At 66.5% G+C, this 24581-nt stretch carries 17 protein-coding genes; 3 read left to right on the forward strand and 14 right to left on the reverse strand.

Going from position 1 to position 24581, the window contains the following annotated elements; genetic code table 11:
* The first annotated feature begins 2 nt into the window (after positions 1 to 2).
* The gene (locus tag ACMT1E_RS09365; RefSeq protein WP_414899861.1) at positions 3 to 1775 is read left to right on the forward strand and encodes a cation:proton antiporter; all 1773 of its coding nucleotides are present in this window, start codon (positions 3 to 5) and stop codon (positions 1773 to 1775) included.
* A gap of 77 nt (positions 1776 to 1852) precedes the next feature.
* Here the strand turns inward: ACMT1E_RS09365 and alaS are convergent, their stop codons facing one another.
* Positions 1853 to 4519 (reverse strand): alanine--tRNA ligase, encoded by a 2667-nt coding sequence (gene alaS, locus ACMT1E_RS09370; RefSeq protein WP_414899863.1) that lies wholly within the window; start codon positions 4517 to 4519, stop codon positions 1853 to 1855.
* A 54-nt stretch (positions 4520 to 4573) separates the two neighbouring features.
* Positions 4574 to 5845: a M24 family metallopeptidase gene (locus ACMT1E_RS09375; protein WP_414899865.1), complete on the reverse strand. Its 1272-nt coding sequence runs from the start codon at positions 5843 to 5845 to the stop codon at positions 4574 to 4576.
* Between the two features lie 130 nt (positions 5846 to 5975).
* Here ACMT1E_RS09375 and ACMT1E_RS09380 point away from each other — a divergent pair, with 130 nt between their 5' ends.
* The gene (locus ACMT1E_RS09380; RefSeq protein WP_414899867.1) at positions 5976 to 7277 is read left to right on the forward strand and encodes a dicarboxylate/amino acid:cation symporter; all 1302 of its coding nucleotides are present in this window, start codon (positions 5976 to 5978) and stop codon (positions 7275 to 7277) included.
* Here ACMT1E_RS09380 and ACMT1E_RS09385 read toward each other — a convergent pair.
* The 7 genes from ACMT1E_RS09385 to ACMT1E_RS09415 form a co-directional block, all read right to left on the reverse strand.
* The gene (locus ACMT1E_RS09385; RefSeq protein ID WP_414899868.1) at positions 7268 to 7894 is read right to left on the reverse strand and encodes a glutathione S-transferase family protein; all 627 of its coding nucleotides are present in this window, start codon (positions 7892 to 7894) and stop codon (positions 7268 to 7270) included. The two genes, ACMT1E_RS09380 and ACMT1E_RS09385, sit on opposite strands and share 10 nt — an antisense overlap.
* Positions 7895 to 8150: 256 nt before the next feature.
* Positions 8151 to 9227 carry a recombinase RecA gene (gene recA / locus ACMT1E_RS09390; RefSeq protein WP_414899869.1) on the reverse strand — a complete coding sequence of 359 codons (1077 nt, stop codon included), beginning with the start codon at positions 9225 to 9227 and terminating at the stop codon, positions 8151 to 8153.
* Positions 9228 to 9470: 243 nt separating this feature from the next.
* Complete coding sequence (locus tag ACMT1E_RS09395) at positions 9471 to 11024, reverse strand: GMC family oxidoreductase (protein WP_414899871.1); 1554 nt, start codon at positions 11022 to 11024, stop codon at positions 9471 to 9473.
* Positions 11021 to 11530 carry a hypothetical protein gene (locus ACMT1E_RS09400; protein ID WP_414899872.1) on the reverse strand — a complete coding sequence of 170 codons (510 nt, stop codon included), beginning with the start codon at positions 11528 to 11530 and terminating at the stop codon, positions 11021 to 11023. The genes ACMT1E_RS09395 and ACMT1E_RS09400 overlap by 4 nt, the downstream gene beginning before the upstream one ends.
* Before the next feature lie 20 nt (positions 11531 to 11550).
* On the reverse strand, positions 11551 to 13842 hold the full coding sequence (locus ACMT1E_RS09405) for a TonB-dependent receptor (RefSeq protein WP_414899873.1): 2292 nt from the start codon (positions 13840 to 13842) through the stop codon (positions 11551 to 11553).
* Positions 13843 to 14010: 168 nt separating this feature from the next.
* Positions 14011 to 15312: an amidase family protein gene (locus tag ACMT1E_RS09410; RefSeq protein WP_414899874.1), complete on the reverse strand. Its 1302-nt coding sequence runs from the start codon at positions 15310 to 15312 to the stop codon at positions 14011 to 14013.
* Complete coding sequence (locus tag ACMT1E_RS09415; protein ID WP_414899875.1) at positions 15312 to 16817, reverse strand: aldehyde dehydrogenase family protein; 1506 nt, start codon at positions 16815 to 16817, stop codon at positions 15312 to 15314. Before ACMT1E_RS09415 ends, ACMT1E_RS09410 begins: the two co-directional genes overlap by 1 nt.
* Before the next feature lie 238 nt (positions 16818 to 17055).
* On the opposite strand from ACMT1E_RS09415, the gene ACMT1E_RS09420 reads away from it, so the two are divergent.
* On the forward strand, positions 17056 to 18048 hold the full coding sequence (locus tag ACMT1E_RS09420) for an AraC family transcriptional regulator (RefSeq protein WP_414899876.1): 993 nt from the start codon (positions 17056 to 17058) through the stop codon (positions 18046 to 18048).
* 19 nt (positions 18049 to 18067) lie between these two features.
* Here the strand turns inward: ACMT1E_RS09420 and ACMT1E_RS09425 are convergent, their stop codons facing one another.
* The 5 genes from ACMT1E_RS09425 to ACMT1E_RS09445 form a co-directional block, all read right to left on the reverse strand.
* On the reverse strand, positions 18068 to 19444 hold the full coding sequence (locus ACMT1E_RS09425; RefSeq protein WP_414899877.1) for an FAD-binding oxidoreductase: 1377 nt from the start codon (positions 19442 to 19444) through the stop codon (positions 18068 to 18070).
* Positions 19444 to 20436 (reverse strand): 3-hydroxybutyryl-CoA dehydrogenase, encoded by a 993-nt coding sequence (locus tag ACMT1E_RS09430; protein WP_414899879.1) that lies wholly within the window; start codon positions 20434 to 20436, stop codon positions 19444 to 19446. Before ACMT1E_RS09430 ends, ACMT1E_RS09425 begins: the two co-directional genes overlap by 1 nt.
* Positions 20426 to 21508, reverse strand: coding sequence for an NAD/NADP octopine/nopaline dehydrogenase family protein (locus ACMT1E_RS09435; protein ID WP_414899881.1), 1083 nt, complete (start codon positions 21506 to 21508; stop codon positions 20426 to 20428). Before ACMT1E_RS09435 ends, ACMT1E_RS09430 begins: the two co-directional genes overlap by 11 nt.
* A gap of 179 nt (positions 21509 to 21687) precedes the next feature.
* The gene (locus ACMT1E_RS09440; protein WP_414899882.1) at positions 21688 to 22062 is read right to left on the reverse strand and encodes a response regulator; all 375 of its coding nucleotides are present in this window, start codon (positions 22060 to 22062) and stop codon (positions 21688 to 21690) included.
* A 102-nt stretch (positions 22063 to 22164) separates the two neighbouring features.
* Complete coding sequence (locus ACMT1E_RS09445; RefSeq protein ID WP_414903363.1) at positions 22165 to 24510, reverse strand: response regulator; 2346 nt, start codon at positions 24508 to 24510, stop codon at positions 22165 to 22167.
* Between the last annotated feature and the right edge of the window lie 71 nt (positions 24511 to 24581).

Below are 24581 nucleotides of genomic sequence, written 5' to 3' on the forward strand. Positions count from 1 at the left end.
GTGTGGCGCTCCCGATCCATTCACCGGCATTCAGTGATGCATTGGTTATTCTCGGCGCAGCCGGTCTTGTCATCCCCACTTTCGCCCGGTTTCGCGTAAACCCGGTCATCGGCTTCATTCTCGTCGGCATTCTTGTTGGGCCGGCCGGCCTCGGTTCGCTGACCTCACATGCGCCGTGGCTCTATTACCTGACGATCACCAACCCGCATTCGATCGACGCATTCGCGGAACTTGGCATCATCCTGTTGCTGTTCTCGATCGGACTGGAACTGTCGTTCAAGCGGCTCTGGGCAATGCGGACACAGGTATTCGGCATCGGCGCGGCGGAACTGCTCGGCTCCGGCATCATCATTGCGCTCGCACTGATCGCGCTTGGCCAGTACTGGACCGGCGCGATCGGCCTCGGCCTCGCCCTGTCGCTGTCGTCGACCGCGCTGGTCCTGCCAATCGTCGGCACATCCGGCCCGGTCGGCCGCCTCGCCTTCGCCATGCTTCTGTTCGAGGATCTGGCGCTGGTACCGATTATCTTCGGTCTCGGCGCAATTGCCCCGTTCGGCGGCGGCGGGGTCGAAAACGCGCTGCACAGCGTTCTCTACGGCGGCGGCGCGGTCATCGCGATGGTCATCCTCGGCCGCTTCCTGCTGCCGATCCTGTTCGCCCAGGCGGCGCGGACCAAAAGCCCGGAAGTGTTCCTCGCCGCCAGCCTGCTGATCGTCATCGTCGCCAGCACCGCGACGACGGTCACCGGCCTGTCGCCGATTGTCGGCGCGCTGCTCGCCGGCATCCTGATCGCTGAAACCGAATATCATGGAGAGGTCGAAGGCACGACCGCGCCGTTCAAGGGCCTGGCCCTCGGCGTATTCCTGATCACCATCGGCATGAGCATCAATCTGCGTTCGGTCGCCGAATACTGGATGCAGCTCGCAACGGCGGTGGTCGGCGTCGTCGCGGCGAAATCGCTGGTCACCGCCGCGCTGCTGCGGTTGAGCGGCGTCCGCCGCGGCATCGCGATCGAAACGTCCGCGCTGATGGCGTCGCCGTCCGAAACCACGCTGATCGTGCTCGGCGTCGCCACCCAGGGCGGATTGATCGCCGCGCGCACCGCCGCCTTCTGGCAGACGGTCACGGCAATCGGCCTGACGATCACGCCACTGCTCGCACGGATCGGCAGCGACATCGCCCGAAGGATCGAGGTGGCGAGCCGCGAGGACGATCCGCTGAAGGATACCGGCGCCATCCCCGGCACGGTTGTCGTCGGCTTCGGCCGTGTCGGCCGACTCGTCGCCGACATGCTTCGCACCCACGACAAAAGTTTCGTCGCGGTCGAAACCGACATAGACGCCGTCGCTGAGGCGCGGCGCGAAGGCTATCCGGTGATCTTCGGCGACATCGCCCGGCCGCAACTGTTCGAACGGCTGAACCTCGGCAACCGCGAAGCGCTGGTACTGACCATGGACCAGCCCGCGCTTTCCGTCCGCATCGTCCGCCGGGTGCGCCGGCTCTATCCTGATCTGCCCATCGTCGCCCGTGCACGCGACACCACCCATGCCGCCGAACTCTACCGCGCCGGCGTGACCAGCGCCGCGCCGGAAGCATTGGAGGCATCGCTGCAACTGTCCGAGGCGGTGCTGGTCGAACTCGGCGTGCCGATGGGGCCGGTCATCGCCTCGATCCACGACAAGCGTGAAAAGCTGCACCATCAGGTCCGCGACGCCGCCAATCTCGACTTCCAACCGCGCATCACCGGCACCCGCCTGCGCGACCTGGAATCTTAGCAGCCCGGTTCAGGCGCCTGCGAAAGCGAAAGCCCGTGCACCGGCACCCGACCAATCGGGCGCCTGATTTCCGCGGATCAGGCCGCCGCCGCGACCCCGGTCAGCGCATCGCGCACGGCAGCGACAGCATCGGCGGCGCGGGCACCGTCCGGGCCACCACCCTGCGCCATGTCCGGGCGGCCGCCGCCGCCCTGCCCGCCCAGCACCGCCACCGCGGCGCGGACCAGCGCCACCGCGTCGCGCGATCCGACGAGATCGTCGGTGACCCCGACCGCCACCGACGCCCGGCCGTCGTTGACCGCGACCAGCGTGACCACGCCGGACCCGACTCGCTTCTTCAAAGTATCGAGCGCGCCGCGCAGCCCCTTGGGGTCAAGCCCGTCGACAACCTGGCCGATGAAGCCGACACCGCCGACCTGCTCCGCCGCCGCTTCACCCGTGCCGCCACTGGCCGGGCCACCCAGCGCCAACGCTTTGCGCGCCTCCGCCAGTTCCCGCTCCAGCCGCCGCCGTTCCTCGACCAGCGCGGCCACCCGCACCGGCACATCCTCCGGCGCCGTCTTCAGCGCCGCCGCCGCTTCGCGCAGGCGCTCGTCGCGGTGCACAAGCCACAACCGCGCCGCCTCGCCGGTCAGCGCCTCGATCCGACGGACGCCACTCGAAACCGCGCTCTCGGCGATGATCTTGAACAGCGCGATATCGCCCAGCGCGGCAACATGGGTGCCGCCGCACAGCTCGACGGAATAGGCGCGCTCGGCGCCGCTCCCCATCGACAGCACCCGCACCTCGTCGCCATATTTTTCGCCGAACAGCGCCAGCGCGCCGGCGGCAACCGCATCGTCCGGGGTCATCAGCCTGGTCGACACCGCGTCATTGCCGCGGATCTGTGCATTCACGTCCGCCTCAACCTCGGCAATCTGCTCCGCGGTCAGTGGCGAAGGGTGCGAGAAATCGAAACGCAACCGGTCGGGCGCAACCAGACTGCCCTTCTGCGTCACATGCTGGCCCAGCCGGTTCCGCAAGGCCGCATGCAGCAGATGGGTGGCACTGTGGTTGGCGCGCAACTGCGCCCGGCGGTCACCGTCGATCGCCAGCCGAACGGTGTCGCCGACCTTGATCGTGCCCGTTTCCACCCGGCCATGATGAGCGTGGAGCCGGCCGATCTCCTTGGTCGTGTCATCGACGACGATGCGCAGCCCCTTGTCGCCGGTGATCGCGCCGGCATCGCCCATCTGCCCGCCGGACTCGCCATAAAACGGCGTCTGGTTGGTCAGCACGGTGACGGTTTCGCCCTCGCTCGCCGCATCGACGCGGGCGCCATCGCGGACCAGCGCGACAACCTCGCCCTCGCCCTCGTTCGACACATAGCCGGTGAACTCGGTGCCGCCATGCGCCTCGGCGACGTCGAACCAGACATCGCTCGACGCCTTCGCGCCGGAGCCTTTCCACGCGGCGCGCGCCGCCGCCTTCTGCTCGGCCATCGCCGCATCGAAACCATCGCGGTCGATGCCCAACCCATGGGCGCGCAGCGCATCCTCGGTCAGGTCGTAAGGAAAGCCGTAGGTGTCGTAGAGCTTGAACGCGGTCTTGCCGGGCAGGGTATCGCCCGCCTGCATCCCGTTCGTCGCTTCCTCCAACAACCTCAGGCCATTGGACAACGTCTGGCGGAATCGCGTCTCTTCCTGCAGCAACGTCGCCTCGATCAGCGGCTGGGCGCGCAACAATTCGGGGAAGGCACCACCCATCTCGGCCACCAGCGCCGGCACCAGCCGGTGCATCAGCGGCTCCTTCGCGCCGAGCAGGTGAGCATGGCGCATCGCCCGCCGCATGATCCGGCGCAGCACATAACCCCGGCCCTCGTTCGCCGGCAGCACGCCGTCGGCAACCAGGAAGCCCGATGCGCGCAGGTGGTCGGCGATCACCCGGTGGCTCGCCTGGTTGGCGCCGGTGGTGGCGGTGCCGGTGCGCGCGCCGCTTTCGGCGATCAGCGCCTTGAACGTGTCGGTGTCGTAATTGTCGTGGACGCCCTGCAGCACGGCCGCAATCCGTTCCAGCCCCATGCCGGTGTCGATCGACGGGTGCGGCAGGTCGCGGACGATCTCGTTCGCCTCCTGCTCATACTGCATGAACACCAGGTTCCAGATCTCGGTGAAGCGGTCACCGTCCTCGTCCGGGCTTCCGGGCGGGCCGCCGGGAATATGGTCGCCATGGTCGTAGAAAATCTCGGAACACGGCCCGCATGGCCCGTTCTCGCCCATCGCCCAGAAATTGTCCTTGGTCGGGATGCGGATGATCCGGCTTTCCGGCAGACCGCTGATCTTGCGCCACAGGTCATAGGCTTCGTCGTCGGTATGGTAGACGGTGGCGGTCAACCGGTCCTTGGCGATACCCCATTCACGGGTGATCAGGTTCCACGCCAGCAGGATCGCGCGTTCCTTGAAATAATCGCCGAACGAGAAATTGCCGAGCATCTCGAAGAAAGTATGGTGGCGCGCGGTATAGCCGACATTGTCGAGGTCGTTGTGCTTGCCGCCGGCGCGCACGCATTTCTGCGAAGACGTCGCGGTGACATACGGCCGCGTCTCCAGCCCGGTGAACACGTTCTTGAACGGCACCATGCCGGCGTTGACGAACATCAGCGTCGGGTCGTTGTGCGGCACCAGCGGCGCGGAATGCACGGGCGTGTGCCCCTCACCCTCGAAATAATCGAGGAAGGAGCGGCGGATGTCGTTCGTCGATGTCATGCCCGCGATCTAGGCGACCAACCGCCCATGCTCAAGCATTCCCGCACGTCGGGGTCAGCCGAACGGCCGGTCGATCGACGGCGGCGGCTCTGAAAACCAGCGCGCCCCGCTCTCGGTGATGTGCAGGCAATCCTCCAGCCGCACGCCGAACCGGCCGGGAAAGTACAGGCCCGGCTCATTGGAAAAGCACATGCCGGGGGCGAGCGCCGTCTTTTCGCCGTGAACGAAATTGACCGGTTCATGCCCGTCCAGACCGATACCATGGCCGGTCCGGTGTGACAGGCCCGGCAACCGGTAACGCGGCCCGTAACCCAGCGTTTCGTAATGAGCGCGGACCGCATCGTCGACCGCTCCCGCCGTCACACCCACCTTCGCCGCATCGAACGCGATCTGCTGCCCCATGCGGACATGGTCCCACACGCGACGGACATCGTCCGGCGCGCGACCGGGAACAAAGGTGCGCGAAATATCCGATTGATAACCGTGGACGGTGCAGCCGCAATCCATCAGTACCACCTCACCCTCGCGCACCCGCTGGGGCTTGCCGCTGCCGTGCGGCAGCGCCGCCGCCTCACCAAGCAGGGCCATCGAGAATCCGGGCCTGCCGCCCAGCTTGGCCGTCGCCGCGTTCATCAGCGCGCCGATCTCGCCCGGCGTCATCCCTTCGCGCACCCTGGCCCATGTCCAGCGGTATGCAGCGACGGTGATATCCGCCGCCTTCTGCATCAGCGCCAGCTCGGCCGGAGTCTTGATCATTCGGCATCCGCGCACGACCGGGTCGGCGGAAACGAGGCGTGCGGCAGGCAGCGCCTGCGCAACACCATCCGAGGCGAAGAAGCGAACGGTCGACTCGACGCCAATCGCGCCATCGGCCGCGTTGCGGTCCCGCAACGCGCCCGCGACCACCGCGATCGGGTCCTCATCCTCCTGCCAGACGCGGACCTCCGCCGGGATACCCAGCGTCTCGCGGACCGACGGCTCCTCGAAGAATGGCGTGACCACCACCGCCTCGCCATCGGCTGGAATGACCAGCGCGGTCAGTCGCTCGCTACGATACCATTCGACACCGGAGAAATAGACCATCGTCGAACCCGGTTCGACGATGATCGCCGACAGGCCGTTCGCCGCCATCAACGCCCGCCCCCGGTCCAGCCGCCGGCCGCGCTCGGCCGCGTCGATCGGCACGACGTCTCCAGTCATACTCGCCAGGTCGCCGGTGTCTATCTCCGCGGCGAAGGCAACGCGTGGCAGCAGCGTCGCCGCACCCAGCAGGGCCGCACCACTCAACATCCTCCGACGACGGATGGAAAAAGCGGCGTCGATCATGGCAATTCCCCCTCGGCTCAGCGCCGTTGGTCCCGCCACATAATGCACCTGTCAAGGCCAACGCGTGCTTGACCGCGGGAATGCGATACCCCCAAAGGAACGGGAAAATCGCATCGGGGGAGACCGTCGCGTGGCGAAACGCCTGACCTATTACATCCTGCTCGGCTTGGTTCTGGGCATTATCGTCGGCTGGACGCTAAACGTCTCGATCGGTGACGATACGCCGGAAGGCAAGGCGACCCTGGTCCAGATCGCCGGCTATTTCAGCATCGGCACAGACATATTCCTGCGCCTTATCAAGATGATCATCGCGCCGCTGGTCTTCTCCACGCTGGTCGCCGGCATCTACCATATGGGAGACACCGCCGCGCTTGGCCGGGTCGGCATGCGCTCGCTCGGCTGGTTCATCGGCGCCAGCCTGATTTCGCTGACCGTCGGCCTGCTGCTGGTCAACGCGCTTCAGCCGGGGGTGGGACTCGACCTGCCGCTCCCCGCGGCCACCGCCTCCAGCGGCGTCGACCGGGCGGCGTTCGAGCTGAAAACCTTCATCACCCACATCTTCCCCGCCTCGATGATCGAGGCGATGGCGGATAACGAGATTCTGCAGATCGTCATCTTCTCGCTGTTCGTCGGCGTGGCGATGACCGCGGTCGGCGAAAAGGCGGCACCGCTCGCCAAGGCGATCGAGGCGCTGGTCGCGGTCATGCTGCAGATCACCGACTACGTCATGCGCCTTGCCCCGATCGCCGTGTTCGCCGCGGTGACCAGCACGCTGGCCGAACAGGGCCCTGCGATCATCGGCGACCTCGCCTATTTCATGGGCACTTTCTACATCGGCATCGTCGTGCTGTGGATCGTACTGATCGGCGTCTGCTTCCTGATCGTCGGCAGCCGTACCCGGCTGCTCGTCCGCTACATCCGCGAACCGCTGCTGCTCGCCTTCTCGACCGCATCGTCCGAGGCCGCCTACCCCCGCACGCTGGAAGCGCTCGACCGCTTCGGCGTACCGCCGAAAATCGCCAGTTTCGTCCTGCCGCTCGGCTATTCGTTCAACCTCGACGGGTCGATGATGTACATGACCTTCGCGACGATCTTCATCGCGCAGGCCTATGGCATAGACCTTAGCCTGGGGCAGGAAATCACCCTGCTGCTCGTGCTGATGATCACGTCGAAGGGCATCGCCGGCGTGCCGCGCGCCAGCCTGGTGGTCATTGCCGCGACACTCGCCCTGTTCGACATCCCGGAAGCGGGGTTGCTGCTGATCCTCGCCGTCGACCATTTCCTCGACATGGCCCGCTCGGCGACCAACGTCGTCGGCAACGCGGTGGCGAGCGTGGTCATCGCCCGCTGGGAAGGGGAACTCGATCCGGTCGAACCCGCGGAAATCGAACCGCCGAAGGCCCCGTCAAGCCGCCACGACAATCAGGCGTAGGCGTAAGGCCCGCCGGCCGCCAGCGCGCGCTGGTAGGCCGGCCGCGCGTGGATGCGCTCCAGCCAGCCAATCAGGCGCGGCCGCGTCTCGTCGAGGCCGGCGCGCTGCCGCGCCGCCTCCAGCGGAAAGCTCAACATGATGTCGGCGGCGGTGATCCCGTCGCCGACGAACCATTCGCTGCCTGCCAGTTCGCCTTCCAGATAATCCAGATGGCGGTCGATCATGCGCTGGATCGTCGCCCGCGCCGGGCGGCCGAGCAGGCCAAGCCGTCGCACCACCAGCATCACCAGCAGCGGCGGCATCAGCGACCCTTCGGCGTAGTGGAGCAGGTGGCGATAGCGCAGCACCAGCTGGCGATGGGCCGGCGGCCCCAACCGGCCGTTCGCCTTCTCGACAAGGTATTCGACAATCGCGCCGGTCTCCGCGACGACACAGTCGCCATCCTCGATGACCGGCGATTTGCCGAGCGGGTGGACCTTCGCCAGTTCCGGCGGCGCCAGCATCGTCTTCGGATCGCGAGCATAGCGCCGCACCTCGTAGGGCAACTCCAGTTCCTCCAGCATCCACAGGATGCGCTGCGACCGGCTGTTCTCAAGATGATGGACGATGATGGTCATGCGGCCACTCTCTCGCTCCCTCGCGCCGTGCATGAGCGCCTCGCGCCGGCAGATCAGGCCATGCCGCGCCCGCCGATGTCAATCGTTCCATGGCGGCGCACCTGCCGACGCGAAAAACGACGGCTGCGCGGCAGGCATATGCCCCAACAACACAAAAGGCCCGCCGGGGCGTCCGGCGGGCCTTGGGTGCTTGGCACGAACAGCGCCGCAACATATCCGGCCGGCTGGGGCGCGGCCGTCACCGCGCCCGGCCGGGTCACAGATCGTCGGCGTCGTCCGCACCGGGTCCGGTCATCATTTCCTCTGCCACCCGGTCGGTGTGACTGCGGATCGCCTTTTCCAGCTTCGTCGCGAGTTCCGGGTTTTCCTTGAGGTAGGTCTTGGCGTTCTCCCGCCCCTGGCCGATGCGGATTGAGTCGTAGGAGAACCAGGCGCCGGATTTCTCGACCAGCCCGGCCTTGACACCAAGGTCGAGGATCTCACCGATCTTCGAAATACCCTCGCCGTACATGATGTCGAATTCGACCTGCTTGAACGGCGGCGCGACCTTGTTCTTGACCACCTTCACCCGCGTGCTGTTGCCGACGATATCGTCGCGGTCCTTGATCTGCCCGGTACGACGGATGTCGAGGCGGACGGACGCATAGAATTTCAGCGCATTGCCGCCCGTCGTCGTCTCAGGGTTGCCGTACATCACGCCGATCTTCATGCGGATCTGGTTGATGAAGATGACCATGCAGCGCGAACGGCTGATCGATCCGGTAATCTTGCGCAGCGCCTGGCTCATCAGCCGGGCCTGCAGGCCGACATGGCTGTCACCCATCTCACCCTCGATCTCGGCGCGCGGAACAAGAGCGGCAACCGAGTCGATGACCAGCACGTCGATCGCGTTGGAACGGACCAGCGTATCGGCAATCTCCAGCGCCTGCTCGCCGGTGTCGGGCTGCGACACGATCAGTTCGTCGATGTCGACGCCAAGCTTCTTCGCGTAAACCGGGTCCAGCGCATGTTCGGCGTCGATGAAGGCGGCGGTGCCGCCACCCCGCTGCGCCTCGGCAATCGCGTGCAGCGCCAGCGTGGTCTTGCCGGAGCTTTCCGGCCCGTAAATCTCGACAACGCGGCCACGCGGCAAGCCGCCGATACCCAGCGCGATGTCCAGACCGAGCGACCCGGTGGAAATAGCCTCCACCTGCATCGCTTCCTTGCTGCCCAGCTTCATCGCCGAGCCTTTGCCGAACGCGCGGTCGATCTGCGCGAGCGCCGCTTCCAATGCCTTTTGCCTGTCCATATTCCCCGCAGTTCCGCTGTCGATGACTTTAAGCTGTGCCGACATGGCAGGCTCCCTCGTAGATCGGGCGTGCGCCGGGTTCAACGCACTCCAATCCATGTACATCGTTTGTTCCCATGGAACAAGAGCGGAACATTATTTTATCCGGGACGCGGAATTCAGCGCCCGAACCGGCGGAACGCACGCATTTTGGGGTTGGTGGGGAACAACCGGCATTGCTCCCCGAATTTTTCATATCAACGAATCGGGTATCGCGTCCGCCGCAATGCGCCGGGCGCGAATCCGATGCTACAGCCGCCCCGCCCTCAACGACTGGTCGATATGCTCTGCCTGGCGCAGCACCAGCGCAACGATGGTCAGCGTCGGGTTGCACCCGCCAGAGGTGGGGAACAGGCTGCCGTCGGAGACAAACAGGTTCGGCACGTCATGCGTCTGGCCATAGGGGTTGCAAACGCTCGCCTTCGGGTCCGTGCCCATCCGCGCAGTCCCCATATTGTGGGTGGCGGGGATGTAATCGCCCATTTCGACAATCTGTTCGGCGCCCAGCGCCTCGTAAATCCGCCGCCCCGCCTTCCACGCGTAATTCTTCATCGCGATCGTGTTGGGGTGGTCCTCGTAATGCACCACCGGCACCGGCAGCCCGTAGCCGTCGCGCTCGGTCGGGTGGAGAGTGATGGCGTTGGACAGCTGCGGCGGGTCTTCCCCGGTCAGCAGCATCCCGGCGAGTTGGTCATATTTGGCCAGCACATCGGTCAGTTCGTGGCCCCAGCCGCCGATCAGCATGTTCTTCGCCAGAATTTCCGGCGTGAACGGCACGGTGCTGATCAGGAAACCGCCGGCAAAGCCGCGCTCCGGCTTGTGCCCGCGCTCGTCGCGGACCGCACCGGCCAGGTGGGTCTGGCGGTGGAAATGCACCTTGCCCGGCATCACCCCCATCACCTGGATGGTGAAATGGCGCATATAGTTGCGCCCGATCAGTCCGCTGCTGTTGGCCAGCCCGTTGGGGAAACGCGCGCTTTTCGTGTTGAGCAGCAGCCGCGTCGTCTCAACGACATTGCCGGCCACCGCCACCGCCCGCGCCTTCTGGGTCACGCTCTTGCCGTTGTGGAGATAGGTGACGCTCTCAACCCGCCCGGCGTCGTTCAGCGCAATCCCGGTCACCATGCATTCCGGTCGCAGATCGAACCGGCCGGTCTCCTCCGCCTTCGGAATCTCGGTATAAAGCGTCGACCATTTCGCGCCGATCGCACAACCGGATGTGCAGAACCCCAGCTGGTGGCACGCGGGCCGATCGTCGCGGTCGACCGAGTTGATCGCCATGTTGTGGGTATCAATATCGGTATAGCCGCACTTGCGCGCGCCGGCTTCCAGCACCTTGAAATTGTTGCCCGGCGGCAGGAACGGTATGCCGTTTGTGCCGGTCACGCCCAGCCGCAACTCAGCCTTCTGGTACCACGGGTCCAGCTCCTCCGGCGTCACCGGCCAGTCGACCAGCGTCGTGTCCGCCATCGCGCCATATGTGGTCAGCGCGCGCATCTCGTGCGGCTCCAGTCGCGGGCAGGCGGCGGTCCAGTGCATCGTCGTGCCGCCGACGGTCTTGCAATTCCACACCGGAAAATTCGGGTCGGGCTTGCCGGTTGCCATCCGCCGGTCGAGCCAGGTCAGCTTGCCGAACATCTCCGCTTCGTCGTTGACGATATCGGACATCTGCAACCGGGGGCCGGCTTCCAGGCAGACGACCTTGTGGCCGCGCTGCGCCAGTTCGTTGCCCAGCGTGCCGCCGGCAGCACCGGACCCAATGACGACGAAGACGGAACTGTCGTCCAGTGCGAAACGGGTCATCCCTGCCCTCCCGCCGCCGTTTTCGGCAACCAGTCGATGTCGTCGAACCCGCGCTCCAGATAACCGCCATATTCGATGGAAGAGCCTTCGTAACCGACAAGCTTCCACACCGCCGGGTCGCGGTAGATCATTTCGGCCCCGCGCCACTGCAACGCCTTGAAAAACGGCAACTGGTCGACCTTCTCGACAAGGCTGCGCTGGATGACGGCGGGCAACTCGGCGAACGGCGCGATATACGATCCGTCCAGCGCCGCCAGGCCCAGGTCATGCGCCTTCACCGCTTCCGCATTGGCCGCGATCTCCTGCAGATAGCGGTCGGCAACGCCCCGATAGAACGCATCGGTCAACGCGCGGTGCGGATAGGTCGTCCGCAGCAGCGCGGCGGTGGTCGCGGCCCGCCGGTCGGCTACCGCCACGGCGGCCCGCGCCCCCGGCGCCAGCACCAGCGCGCCACTCAGGGCAAGGCACCGCATCGTCGCCCGCCGGGTCAGTCCAACTTCGATCATCGTCTGGCCCTCCCCATTGCTCAGAAGGAAACGCCGGCCCGGGCGTAATACTGCCGGCCGCGATCGAAGGCCTGCATGTAGAAACCGAAACTCGGCTGATAGTCGCCGAACACCCGGAATTTCTTGTCGGCGATATTGTCGACGCCGAAGGTCAGCGAATAGACCCGGCTCGGGTCCTGCCAGCGGATGCTGGCATTCACCACGCTGTAGCCCGGCTGGTAGAGATGCGGATCGTTGATACCGTTGGCGTTGGTGAAAAAACCGGACCGGTACGACCAGTCGACATGCGGCGTCAGCGCGCCCGCGCCGCCCAGTTCAATCTCCTTTTCCACCGATGCGCTCAGCGTCCATTTCGAAACGAGAACGAACTTCGAATCCAGCGCCAGTCCCTGCACGCCGGCATCCAGCCGCTTGAACTTGGCATCCGTCATGCCGGCCGCGGCATTCAGCCGCCATCCGTCGCCGGGAACAAAATTGCCTTCTATTTCCAGCCCCTGGATGCGGGCCTTGCCAGCGTTGGTGATGAACGGGCCGACCCGGCTCGCGTCGGCGACCAGCAACTGCATGTCCTGATAGTTGGTATAGAAGGCGGCGGCGTTCAGCCGCAGCCGGTTGTCGAGCGCCATCAGCTTGAAACCGGCCTCGTAGGAATCGACCGTTTCGGGTCGAAAGCTCGGCAGGCTGGGCTCCGGCGGGAAGATGCGCTGGGTGTAGCCACCACCCTTGAAGCCCTGCGAATAGGTCGCATACAGCATCAGGTCCGGCTGCACCTGATAGGACAGGCTGACCATCGGGGTCCATTTGTTCACATTCGCCTCGACCGTCTGATAGGGGACGGTCCGCGTGCCGGTCGGAATGTCGAGGAACGGCAGCAGCGTCGAGACGACATACTGGTCCGGCAGGTAATCCTTGCGATCCTCGGTGTAGCGGAGGCCGCCGGTCAGCGTCAGCGCCTCGGTGACCTTGAAACCGAGCTGGGCAAACGCCGCCCAGTTCTTGTAATCATAATAACCGCCGGACTGAGCCGACACGACGAGGAAGTCGATCGGGTTGATGTCCTGTCCCTTCTCCTTGAAGAAATAGAGCCCGGTCACCCAGTTCAACCGCCCGTCCATCGCCTTGCCGACAAACTGGAATTCCTGGCTGAACTGCTTCTGGGTAAACACGTCGTAGACATGGTTTATTCCCAGATTCGACCCGTCCCGGTCCTGCGCGAAACTGCCGTTTATCCGGCGGATCGCGGTAATCGACTTCAACTGCATGTCGTCGGCGATTTCGTAGGATGCGGTCAGCGACGCGGACCACAGCTTCAAGTCCGAAAAGGTCGGCCCGGTCGAATAGTTGGTATCGTTGCTGTAAAGGCGCTGGTTATAGCAGTTGGTGTTGGTCACCGCTGCAGTGGTCAGGCAGTCCGCCGGATTGCCGAACCCGGTCGCGATGAAGTTCTGCAGGGTTACGAAACTGCCCGCTGCGGCGGGATCGATGCCGGTGACCACCACCGGCGCGCCATGGCTCTTGTCGCGGGTATAGTCGGCGGACAGGGTAACCTCCAGCCCGCTGTCCTGCGGGGCAAGGCGCAACGTGCCACGAATGGTGCTGCTGTCCTTATTGCCCAGTTTCTTGCCCAGCGCCGGCGCGTTCACATAACCGTCCTGACGGAATATGCCGCCGGCCACCTTGGCATACAGCCCGTCGGCCAATGGCCCACTGACCATCGCGCGCAGATTGACCAGGTTGTCGGTGCCGTATTTGAAATCGCCCTTCACCCGCACCGAATCGTCGGGCTGGATCGTCGTGACGTTGATTGCACCGCCAATGGTGTTGCGGCCGAACAGCGTGCCCTGCGGCCCGCGCAGAACCTCTACTGAATTGACGTCGATCAGGTCGAACACGCCACCGACGGTGCGGCCCAGATAGACCCCGTCGACATAGATGCCGACGCCCGGCTCCACCGTCGGCGCGAAATCACTCTGGCCGATACCGCGGATATAGACCGCCGCGTTCGACGCGACGCCGCTGTTCGACGGGATGTTGGCGAAGGTCAGGTTGGGGGTGAAATCCTGAATGCGGTTGACCTGCGCAATGCCTTGCGCCTCCAGCCGCTGGGCGCTGAACGCGGTGATCGAAATCGGCGTGTCCTGCAGATTCTCGGCCTGTTTGCGCGCGGTGACGGTAATCGTCTCCAGCGCGTCGCCGCCGCCGGGCGCGCCACCCTGTTCCTGCGCCAGCGCGGCTCCGCTCGTCGTGGCGAGCAAACCCGCCAGCAGCAGTGACGACAGCGCGTGATTCCCGTTCGAAATGGCCTTGGCCATACTCCATCCCCCCTCATGCCTCATCGCCTGTCAGCCGGCGAAAACCGCCGGCTCCGGCCAGGTTAGTGGGGGCAATCTCTCAATTCGCGAATGGCGCTGCTATCCGCATTGTGAAGGCATTGTGCGTTTTTGGGCGTCAAAAAGACGCCCAATGGCGGACAACACCGCTCAGCCGGCGGGCGGAAAGCCGTCCAGCGCCATGATGTCGCCGGCCAGCGCGAGCAACGCGGCATCGGCGTATCGCGCGCCGCTCAGCATCATGCCGATCGGCAGCCCCATACGATCGCGACCGAACGGCACGCTGATCGCCGGCAGGCCGGCCATGCTGTCGGCGCGGGTGAACCGGGTCAGCGTTGGAAAGGTCGGCACCTGCGCCCCACCCAGCGCGATCGTGTCGCCGCAGGGGATCGGCGGCGCGGTAACCGGCGTCGTCGGCAACAGCAGCGCGGCGATGCCGTCGGTGAACAGCGCGGCGTAGGCGTCGCGCAGCGCCGGCCATTCATGGCCGATCGCCTCGGCATAACGCTCGGCGGACACCGCCTCGCCGCCCGCGGCCAGCGCCAGAAGATGGGCGACGTCCGGCGTGGCAACGCTGGCTAGCAGTGCCTCGAACGGCTGTCCGCTCAACGCCGGTGTGGAGGCGCGCAGCGACGCCTGCGTCTCGTGCAGCGCGATCGCGAAGCCGCAGGCTTCGTCAATCGCCAGAATCGGCGCCAGATCGACGGTAACAACCTCGTGCCCCGCCGCCGCGATCAGCGCGATGCACCGCCGATAGGCATCGGCGACATCCGCCGCCATCACCCCCAGCACGGCTTCGGTAGCGATGCCGATCCGCACCGGCCCGCCGCGCGCCTCCGGCGCCGCGGCCTCGCCCGACAGCATCGCATCGGCCCAGACGATCCGGCGCAGGTCGCGTGCCATCAGGCCAATCGTGTCGCGGCTTGGGGTCAGCGCGATCATCCCGTCCGCCGGGTATCTCCCGGTCGACGGACGAAACCCGATCACGCCGCAGAATGCCGCCGGAATCCGCGCCGACCCGCCGGTATCGGTCACCAGCGCCAGATCGCCGAGGCCAACCGCCAGCGCCGCCGCGCCGCCGCCGCTCGACCCGCCGGCTACCCGGCCGGGATCATGCGGGTTGGCGATCGCGCCGGTCCAGCCATTGGCGCCGGTCACGCCGAACGCCAGTTCGTGCAATGTCGTCTTCAGCGGAAAGCGGGCGCCCGCCTCGCGCAGCAGCCGCACCGCCGCCGCGTCACGCCGCGCCCGCACCCCCGCGAACAGCGGTGTCCCCGCCGTCCATTGCAGGCCGCGCACCGCGATATTGTCCTTTACATGGACAAAGGGCGCGCCATCGGTCGACGGCGCGCCCTCCTGTACCAGCGCGGCGGTGTCGACCTCCGCGATCGCGTTCAGCCCGGCGGCGCGCTCAACCAGAGCGCCCAGCGCCGCCGCTGCGGCGTCCGCCATCATCCGAGCGCCATGGTGACGGATTTCGCCTCGGTGTAGAGGTCGCGCGCGGCATGGCCCAGTTCGCGGCCGTAACCGGACATCTTTACCCCGCCGAACGGCACCGCCGGGTCGAGCAGATTGTGGCAATTGACCCAGACCGATCCGGCCTTCAGCTTGCGCACGACGCGGTTCGCCAGGGTCAGGTTGTTGGTCCACACGCTGGCACCCAGCCCGTAAATGCTGTCATTGGCCAGCCGCACCGCCGCGTCGACATCGTCGAACGGCGTCGCCGCGAGCACCGGGCCGAAAATCTCCTCGCGGTAGATCGTCATGTCCGGCCGCACGTCGGCGAACACCGCCGGCTTGAAGAAGAAACCCGGCCCGTCGACCGCGTCGCCGCCGGCGACCAGCCGCCCGCCCTGCTTCCGGCCGGACTCGAGATAGGCCTGCACCCGTTCGCGCTGCTTGGCGGAAACGAGCGGCCCCATCTGCGCATTCTGGTCGAAGCCGGAACCGAGGACGAAGCTCTGCGCGACATTCGCCAGCCCTTCCATCACCGCGTCGTAGATCGGCCGCTCGACGAACAGCCGCGATCCGGCGGTGCACACCTGGCCGTGGTTGAAGAACACCGCCTGCGCCGCGCCCTGCACCGCCATGCCGATATCGGCGTCCTTCAGGATGACCACCGGCGACTTGCCGCCCAGCTCCAGCGACACGCGCTTCATCGTGTCGGCGGTCCGCCGCTGGATGATCTGGCCGACCTCGGTCGATCCGGTAAAAGCGATCTTGTCGACATCCGGGTGATCGACCAGCGCGGCGCCCGGTGCCGCGTCGCCGGTGACGATGTTGACGACGCCGTCGGGCATGCCCGCCTCGCAGATCAGCTGGCCCAGCCGCAGCGCGGTCAGCGGCGTGTCCTCCGCCGGCTTCAGCACCACGGTGCAGCCGGCAGCCAGCGCCGGCGCGATCTTCCACACCGCCATGACCAGCGGGAAATTCCACGGAATGATCTGGCCGATGACGCCGACCGGCTCGCGCAGCGTCTGCGAGGTGAAACTGACATCGGGCACATAGGCGAAGGACGGCGAAATCGTCGTGCCCTCGATCTTGGTCGCCCAGCCGGCCATGTAGCGCAGTGAATCGATCGCGATGTTCAGGTCGCCGTAGCGGGCCATCGGCAGCAACTTGCCGTTGTCCAGGGTTTCCAGCTCGGCCAGTTCGTCGGCATGGGCCTCGACCAGGTCGGCCAGCTTCAGCAGCAGCCGCTCGCGATGGACCGGGCGCAGCGCCGACCATGCTCCCTCGAACGCCCGCCGCGCCGCCTTGACCGCGCGGTCGACATCACCGGCGGTGCCGGCCGGAACGGTGGTGATCGCCAGTCCGGTCGCCGGGTCGGTCACGCTCAGCGTCCGGCCCGATTCGGAATCGACCCACTGGCCGTCGATCAGCATCTTGCCGGGGCCGGAAACGAATGCGCGCGCCGCATCCCCCAGCCGGCTTTTCTGGTCCACGACGTCCGCCATAACCGCTCCCTGCAACGATGAATGAATAGGATGTGCTAAGCGGAGCATGAAATCCACTGCTATCCGAAACACGCATGGGCAAGCCGCAAGCCGCACGATAAGCCCGGCGGGCCAAACCCGTTTTTGCTTGACATTTCGACTAATTTACCCGCCCTTTGCACACAGCAGAGAACTGCGACGCCGGCGCCGACCGCATAGAGGCCACCGCCCGTGATCGGTCAGTCGGCAAGGAGGGGTTATGCTTTCCTGTGCTCATGGGAATGCCAGGGTTCAGACGCCCGTTTTCCAGTCCCGCGATCCGAACGAGGTCGTCGACTATGTCGCCCGCGCGCTGGCGCCGCACCGCATGGACGCGCACAACCCGTCACAGATGGCGGCAAAGCTCAGTTGCTTCGAAATCGCATCGGCGCGGATCGTCGACATCCGCTACGGCACCGACGTGTGGATCGACCCCGGCGAGCTGGAATCGCACTTTCTCGTCCACGCCTCGATGCAGGGCACGACCTCGATCTGGTCGGGCGGCGTGCGCGGCGAAATGCGGCCGGACAACCTGTACGTCAGCTCGCCCGGCATGCCGATCAAGATCCACATGACCCCGGAATGCAGCCACCTGACCGTGCGGATCGCCTGGTCGGCGATCGAGGACTATCTCGCCAGGGTCATGCATATCGCGACCTCGCGCCCGCTGGTCTTCTATCCGGCGCGCGAACGCGGGCAGGATCTGCCGATCGCCTGGCGCAATACGCTCGGCTACATCATCGACCAGACCCGCGCGGCCCCGGCGCTGATGGCGAATGACCGTACCCAGAAACAATGCCTGACGCTGCTGATCGAAATGCTGCTCAGCCACTATGCCAACAGCTATTCCGACCGGATCGCGCTCAGCGGCAACGACGTCGCGCCCTGGCATGTCCGGCGCGGTCGCGACATCATCCATGAATCGCTCGATCGGGCGATCTCGGTCAGCGAACTGGCCGAACAGGTCGGCGTCAGCGTGCGCAGCCTCGAAAACGGCTTCCGTCAGTTCGTCGGCATGACGCCCACCGAATATATCCGCCGTCACCGGCTGGAAAAGCTGCATCAGGCGCTGATCGACGAGGATGAAGAACGCAGCGTTACCGAACTGATGCTCGAATGCGGCATCGTCAATTTCGGGCGCTACGCCCAATATTATCGCCGCCAGTACGGCTGCCGTCCGTCCGAAACGCTGCGCAACCGCCGCCTCGTCTGACCATCGCCGCGGGCCGCGATCACGCCGCGCCGGGCTGGCCCGTGAAAATCCGCCCTGGGTTCAATATTCCCTTCGGGTCCAGCGCGCCGCGCAACTGCCGCATCAGCGCGATCTCCGTCGCCGAACGGCTAAGCCCCAGCCAGGCGCGCTTCAGCATGCCGATGCCATGCTCTGCGGAAATCGATCCGTCCATCGCACCGACCGCTTCGTAGACAATCCGTTCCGCCGCTGCACGCTGGGCCTCGTCGGCCAACGCCAGCGCAAGGTGCAGGTTGCCGTCGGCGATATGCCCGAAGAACAGCGGCCGGCTGCCCGGCAGTTCCGCGCTTAACGCCCGTCGCAACTGGTCGACCAGCGGCCCGATCGCCTGCAATGCGACGCTGACGTCGAACGGCTCGACCAGCGGCATCGCTTCGACCAACGGCCCGATCGCATCGCGCACCGTCCACAGTCGCTGGTGATCGCGTTCGGACTGGGCAATGACCGCATCGGCGATAACCCCGTCGGCCAGACAGGCCTCCAGTGCCGCCGCCAGCGCACCGTCCGCCTGCCCCTCGATCTCGACCAGCGCGGCCAGCGGCGGCTGCACCGCAAATGGGCGGCTCCCCCCCGGCAACGCCGACGCCGCGCTCAGGAACTCGTCCCACATCAGTTCGAACGCGCCCAACTGCCCCGGCAGCGCCCGATCCAGTCGGCCGAGCAAGGCCACCGCCCCGGCGTAATCGTCGAGCGCGCACAGTGCTGTCTCGCGGCGGATCGCCGGCGGCCGCAGGCGCAGCACTGCGCGCGTGACCACACCCAGCGTCCCCTCCGCCCCGACAAACAATTGCTTCAGGTCGTAGCCGCTGTTGTTCTTCAGCAACCGGTTCATCGCCGAAACCACCGTCCCGTCGGCCAGCACCGCCTCCAGCCCCAACAGCTGGTCGCGCATCATGCCATGGCGCAACACCTGATGGCCGCCGGCGTTGGTCGCGATCATCCCACCGATCGTGCAACTGCCGCGCGCGCCGATATCGACCGCCAGCCACCAGCCCGCCTCGGCCGCCGCCGCCTGCGCCGTCGCCAAAACGCAGCCGGCGCCGACCGTCATCACCCCGGCAACCGCATCGACCGCCTCGACCGTCGCGATCCGCTCCAGCGACAGGATCAGTTCGCCGTCGCGGGGCAGCGCCGCGCGGGTCATACCGGTCCGGCCGCCCTGCACCACCACCGGCTGCCCGGCGGCATGGCAGGTCGCCAGAACGAAGGCGACCTCGGCCGTATCGCCCGGCCGCACCACCCCCGCCGGCCGCCCGGCCGCGCCGCCGCTCTCGTCGTCCAGATAGCGCGGCTCAACCGCATCCGGCCCGTGAACATGGCGGGCACCGATCCGCGCCGCGATGGCGGCAAGGACCATCAATCGCCACCCGACCGGAAATTGGGCATCAGTTCGCGCTGGCGCAGCATCGCGACAAAGTCGTTCAGCCGCCCGTCGCGATAAGCGCCGACGTCGACACCGGCATAGTCATAGAACCCCGCGCCGTCGCGCAGCCCGCGCCGCTCTTCCGCCATGTTGCGGCCAATGACCGGCGGCGCGGCGAAACGATGCGCGTCGACATGCTCGGACAGAAAGGCGCTGGCGTGGTGCAGAATGTCGCCGCCGCCCCAGTCGATGAATTCGAGCAGGCCGAGCACGGCGAAGCGCAGGCCGAAGCCGACGCGGATCGCCGTGTCGATATCCTCGGCGGATGCAACGCCCTCCTCCCACATCCGCGCCGCCTCGTTCATCGCCAGCGCCTGAATGCGCGGCACGATGTAGCCGGCGCCCTTGCACACCACGGGGATCTTGCCGATCGCGGTCAGCACCGCGCGCAACCGCGCCACCGTCTCGTCCGTCGTCGCGGCGGCGGGCGAAAGCTCGACCAGCGGCATCAGATAGGCCGGGTTCAGCCAGTGGGCATTGAGGAAACGTTCGGGCCGCGCCACCATTGGTGCCAGCAGGTCCGGCGCGATCGTCGACGTGGTCGAAGCGATGATCGCATCGTCGGCGACATGTTCGGACAATAGGGCATAGCAGTCGCGCTTGGCGTCCAGCGTCTCCGGCACCCCTTCGAACAGGATGGCGGCACCGGGCAGCGCCGCCGGCGCCGCATCGCACCCAAAAAAGCCGATCCGCGCCATTGCCGCATCGGCGCCGGCCCGGTCGATCGCACCGACACTGGCAAGGAAGCCCAGGTCCCGGCCAATCTCGCCGCGCGCATCCGCTTCCAGCGCCGCCAGCGCACCCGCCGCTCTTGGCTTCAGGTCGAACAGCATGACCGGATGCCCGGCGGCGGCGAAGGCGATTGCGATGCCCCGCCCCATCCGCCCGGCCCCGATCGCGCCAATCGGGTCCCGTTCAATAGCCATTGAACAGAAATTCCTTCATCGCCGCGCGGTCCAGCCCGGCCAGGCCCAGCGCCTCCAGCGTCCGCCCGTTCGCGTACAGGTCCTCGCCGACAATCGCAGAGCCGATCGCCAGCAGGCCCGCCGCGATCGGCGTCGGCGCTCCGGCCCAGCGCCCGATCGACACGATCATGCTCAGTCCAAGCGCGGTATCCTCGCGCATGTAGCGATGGTCCTTCAGGTCGATCTTCTCGCGCCAGTCGCCGCTGTCGGTCAGTTTCTCATGCGCCGATCGGCCGTACATCCATTCGTCGCCATCGGTCGCGTAATGGTCGGCAAGGGGAAAATGCGGCGCGCCGTAGGACAGCGCCTCGCGTACCGCGATCCGCTCATTGTCCAGCGCGGTGGTCACCGCGCGGATCGACGGCTGGGTGCCTTCATTATGGATGTCCCAGGCCGGAAAATGCTCCAGCGGCCCGGCGTTCATGATGATCAGCGGCGGATGGATGATCGGCCCGGCATTCATCAGCCCGCCGGATAGCGCATCCTCGATCCGCTCGACCGCCGGATAGACCTGTTCCAGCACGGCAAAGGCGTGGTCGGCGTTGCGCGCCGGAAACACGCCGGTCGGCAGCCGGGTCGCATAGACGCTGATCACGATCTCGGCCGGTCCGTGCTTGCGAACCAGATAGGGCAAGGTGCCGGTTTCGGCGAAGCTGACGTCGGCGGTGTTGCCGGCATCCCGCGCCGCCCTGGCGAACAGGATCGAACCCAGCGTACCCGGCGGCAGGAACACCACCTGCCCGTCGCGCCAATAGGGCGCGGCCGCCGCCGCCAGCCCCGGCTGGGCCACCGCCGGCAGCGGTACGATCACCGCCTCGGCGGCGCCGATCGCCTCTTCGAGCGACGTCGTCGGGTGGGCGATGGCGACATCGCGCGTGCCCTTGAAATCGCGCACGCGGATTGTGCCGTTGGCCAGCACCGGCGCCAGCGCCTCGGCATCGCGCCGCCAGAACCAGACCTCATGCCCGCTTTCGCTCAATTCGGCCGCCGCCGCATAGCAGCCATTGCCGCCGCCCAATACCGCTACCCGCATCCGTCGTCTCTCCGTCCTGCCTGTCGAATCCTTGCCCAGCCTGTCTGGCTCCGCCTGGCGGCGCCAGCTATGCGCTATCAGCAAGCACCATGCGTTATCCGCAGAAAAGCGCCCGACAACACTCGACAAAAGGATGAATAGTGAACAAATAACCGGCTACCGGTTTGCCGGCACCCATGTCAGTTGTCATCAGCAAACACCCGGCCGAACACCGCTTTCATCTCGTCAAGCGTATAGGGTTTGGCCAACACCGGGGCAGCGGCATGGCGCGGCGGAACATTGTGGCCGTCGCCCCCGGTGGCCAGCACAAACGGGATTCCGCGCTCCGCCAGCCGGTCGGCGAGCGGCCACACCACCTCGCCTTCGCGCAGATTGACGTCGAGCAGCGCGGCATCGAACCCGCCCGCCTCCACCAGCGGCGCGGCATCGGCCAGGCAATCGGCCTGCGCGGCAACGCGATAGCCAAGCAGGTCGAAATAATCCTCGACCAGCATCGCGATCAGCGGCTCGTCCTCGACGAGGAGGATCGCCGGGGGTGCAGGGTCACGGGTCATCGCGCTGATGGATAGGCAGGAAATGCCCGGCGGGCCAGCCCTCATCGGATACCACGTCCTGCGTTCAGAACGAAACGGCGCCGTAGCGAATGGATGCGCGCCCTATTTCGGTTCGATCAGCTTGCGCGCCGCCTCGGCAAGCTGCTGGACAGAAAAGGGTTTGGGCAGGAACTCCATCCGGTCGAGGTCGATCGACTTGCGCAGTTGCTCCTCGGCATAGCCGGACATGAACAGCAGCGGCAGGTCGGGGTGTCGCGCGCGGGCCTCGCGCGCCATTGTTGGCCCGTCCATCGTCGGCATCACCACGTCGGAAATCAGCAGGTCGACGGTTATGCCCTCGGCCAGCCGCTCCAGCGCCTCTTCGCCGTTGGTCGCGGTGACCACCTTGTACCCGTGCCGGGTCAGCGCCCGCTCGGCGACGGCGCGGACCATATCCTCGTCCTCGACCAGCAGAATGGTGCCGCTGCCCCACAACTCACCGGTTCGCGCTTTCTCGCGCACCGGTGCCTCCGCCTCCGCCGGGTCGGCGCGGTGGACGGGCAAATAAAGGACAAAGCTGGTTCCCTTGCCCTCCTCCGATTCCGCAAAGATGAACCCGCCAGATTGCTTGACGATGCCGTAGACCGTCGACAGGCCAAGGCCGGTGCCCTTGCCGACTTCCTTGGTGGTGAAGAACGGCTCGAAAATCTTGGCCAGATGCTCGGCCGGAATGCCGACGCCGGTGTCGGTGACGCGCAGCGCGGTATATTCGCCGACCGGCATGATGTCGTTGTTCAGTTGGCGCGAATCCTGCCCTGTAACCGGGTAGGTCTGCAGGGTCAGCGTGCCGCCGCCTTCGCTACCGGCCTGCATCGCGTCGCGCGCGTTGACCGCCAGGTTGACGATCACCTGTTCCAGCTGGCCGGGGTCGGCGCGAACCGGCGCCAGGTTGCGGCCGTGGTTGATGGTCAGGGTAATCGTCTCACCCAGCAGGCGCTTCAGCAGGCTCGATACGTCCGACACGACATCGGGCAATTGCAGCACCTGCGGGCGCAGCGTCTGCTGGCGCGAAAAAGCGAGCAGTTGGCGGGTGAGGCTGGCGGCGCGGTTGGAATTGGCCTTGACCTGCTGGATGTCGTCATAATCGCTGTCGCCGGGGGTATGGCGCATCAGCATCAGGTCGCAATGGCCGATGATCGCGGTCAGGATATTGTTGAAATCATGGGCGACGCCGCCGGCAAGCTGCCCGACCGCCTGCATCTTGGTCGCCTGCGCGACCTGCCGCTTCAGCTTCGATTCCTCGCTATTGTCCTTCAGGCTCAGCAGTACCGCCGCCTCGCCCAGCCCGCGCGCGCCGGCGATCGACAGCGCCACCGTCTCCTCCGGCCGCGCGCGCAGCCGTACCGCGATGTCGCCGGAATAATGCTGACCGGCGGCGAAACGGCGCACAGCATCGGCCACCGCCGCCTTGTCTTCCCGCACGACCAGATCGCCGGGGTAGACCGGCGGCGGCGCGTCACCGACCCCGGCCGCCTTCAGGAACGCGGCGTTCAGGAACAGGAAGCGGCCATCGCGATCGGCCAGCGCCAGCGCGAACGGCAGCATCGAAAGCAGCGCCTCCAGATGCGGGGCGGCACCGGCCTCGGCGTCGATCCGCGGCGCCGCGTCGTCGTCGACCAGAAAAATCAGCGTCGGGCTGTCGGCCGCATCCCGCTCCAGCGGCACCTGGACCAGCCGCAGCGGTATGCCGCCCGCTCCCTCGCGCGCCAATCTTACAACCCCGCCCGCGTCGGTCTGCAACAGGTTGACGAAACTGCGCCCTTCCACGGCCGCTTCCGCACGGCCGGCGGCGCGCTGGGCAAACACCCGGTTGGCGGCACGGATCCGGCCATCCTGCCCGACCAGCACGGCCATCACCCCGGATTCGCCAAGCCGGTCGCCGCCGCCGCCGGACACCAGCCGCCGCGCCTCGGCGACGATGTCGAAACCGATCGCCGGACGGAATCGCCAGATCAGATGGTCCTCGCTACGGCCGCTGCGCACCACCTCGACCTGAAGCTGGATCGTGTCACGAGCCAACCGGTCGACATAGCCGGCGCCATCGCGCCAGGCGGCCCGCGCCGCCTCGGTCAGCCGGGCGATCGCCGCTTCGCCGACCGGCAATGCCGGCGGTGTCGAGAACCCGGAAAACCAGACGCCGAACAGATCGTTGGCGCAGACCAGTTGCCCGCCCCGGTCGGTAATCGCGATGGCGGTCGCGTCGCTTTCCGCCGCTTCGCGCATCAGCGACCAGTCCGTCGCCCCGGCCGTCGCCGGCATCGCCGGATAGAGCTGGCGATAGAGGTAGAGCAGGGCGGCAAGCGCGATCACCGCCGCCAGCCAGCCGGCGGCGGCGGCCATGCTGCCCAGCGCCCACAACACCAGCGCGGCGGACAGCAGCCCGGCACCAACAGCGATCAGCGCCAGCATCCGGCCGCGCCCGCCGACACCACCGTGGGCAGATGCGATCAGCGGGGGACGGAACGGCGCATTCATGCCGC

The sequence above is a fragment of the Sphingomonas flavalba genome, from assembly GCF_047553045.1.
Taxonomy (GTDB): Bacteria; Pseudomonadota; Alphaproteobacteria; order Sphingomonadales; family Sphingomonadaceae; genus Sphingomonas_L; species Sphingomonas_L flavalba_A.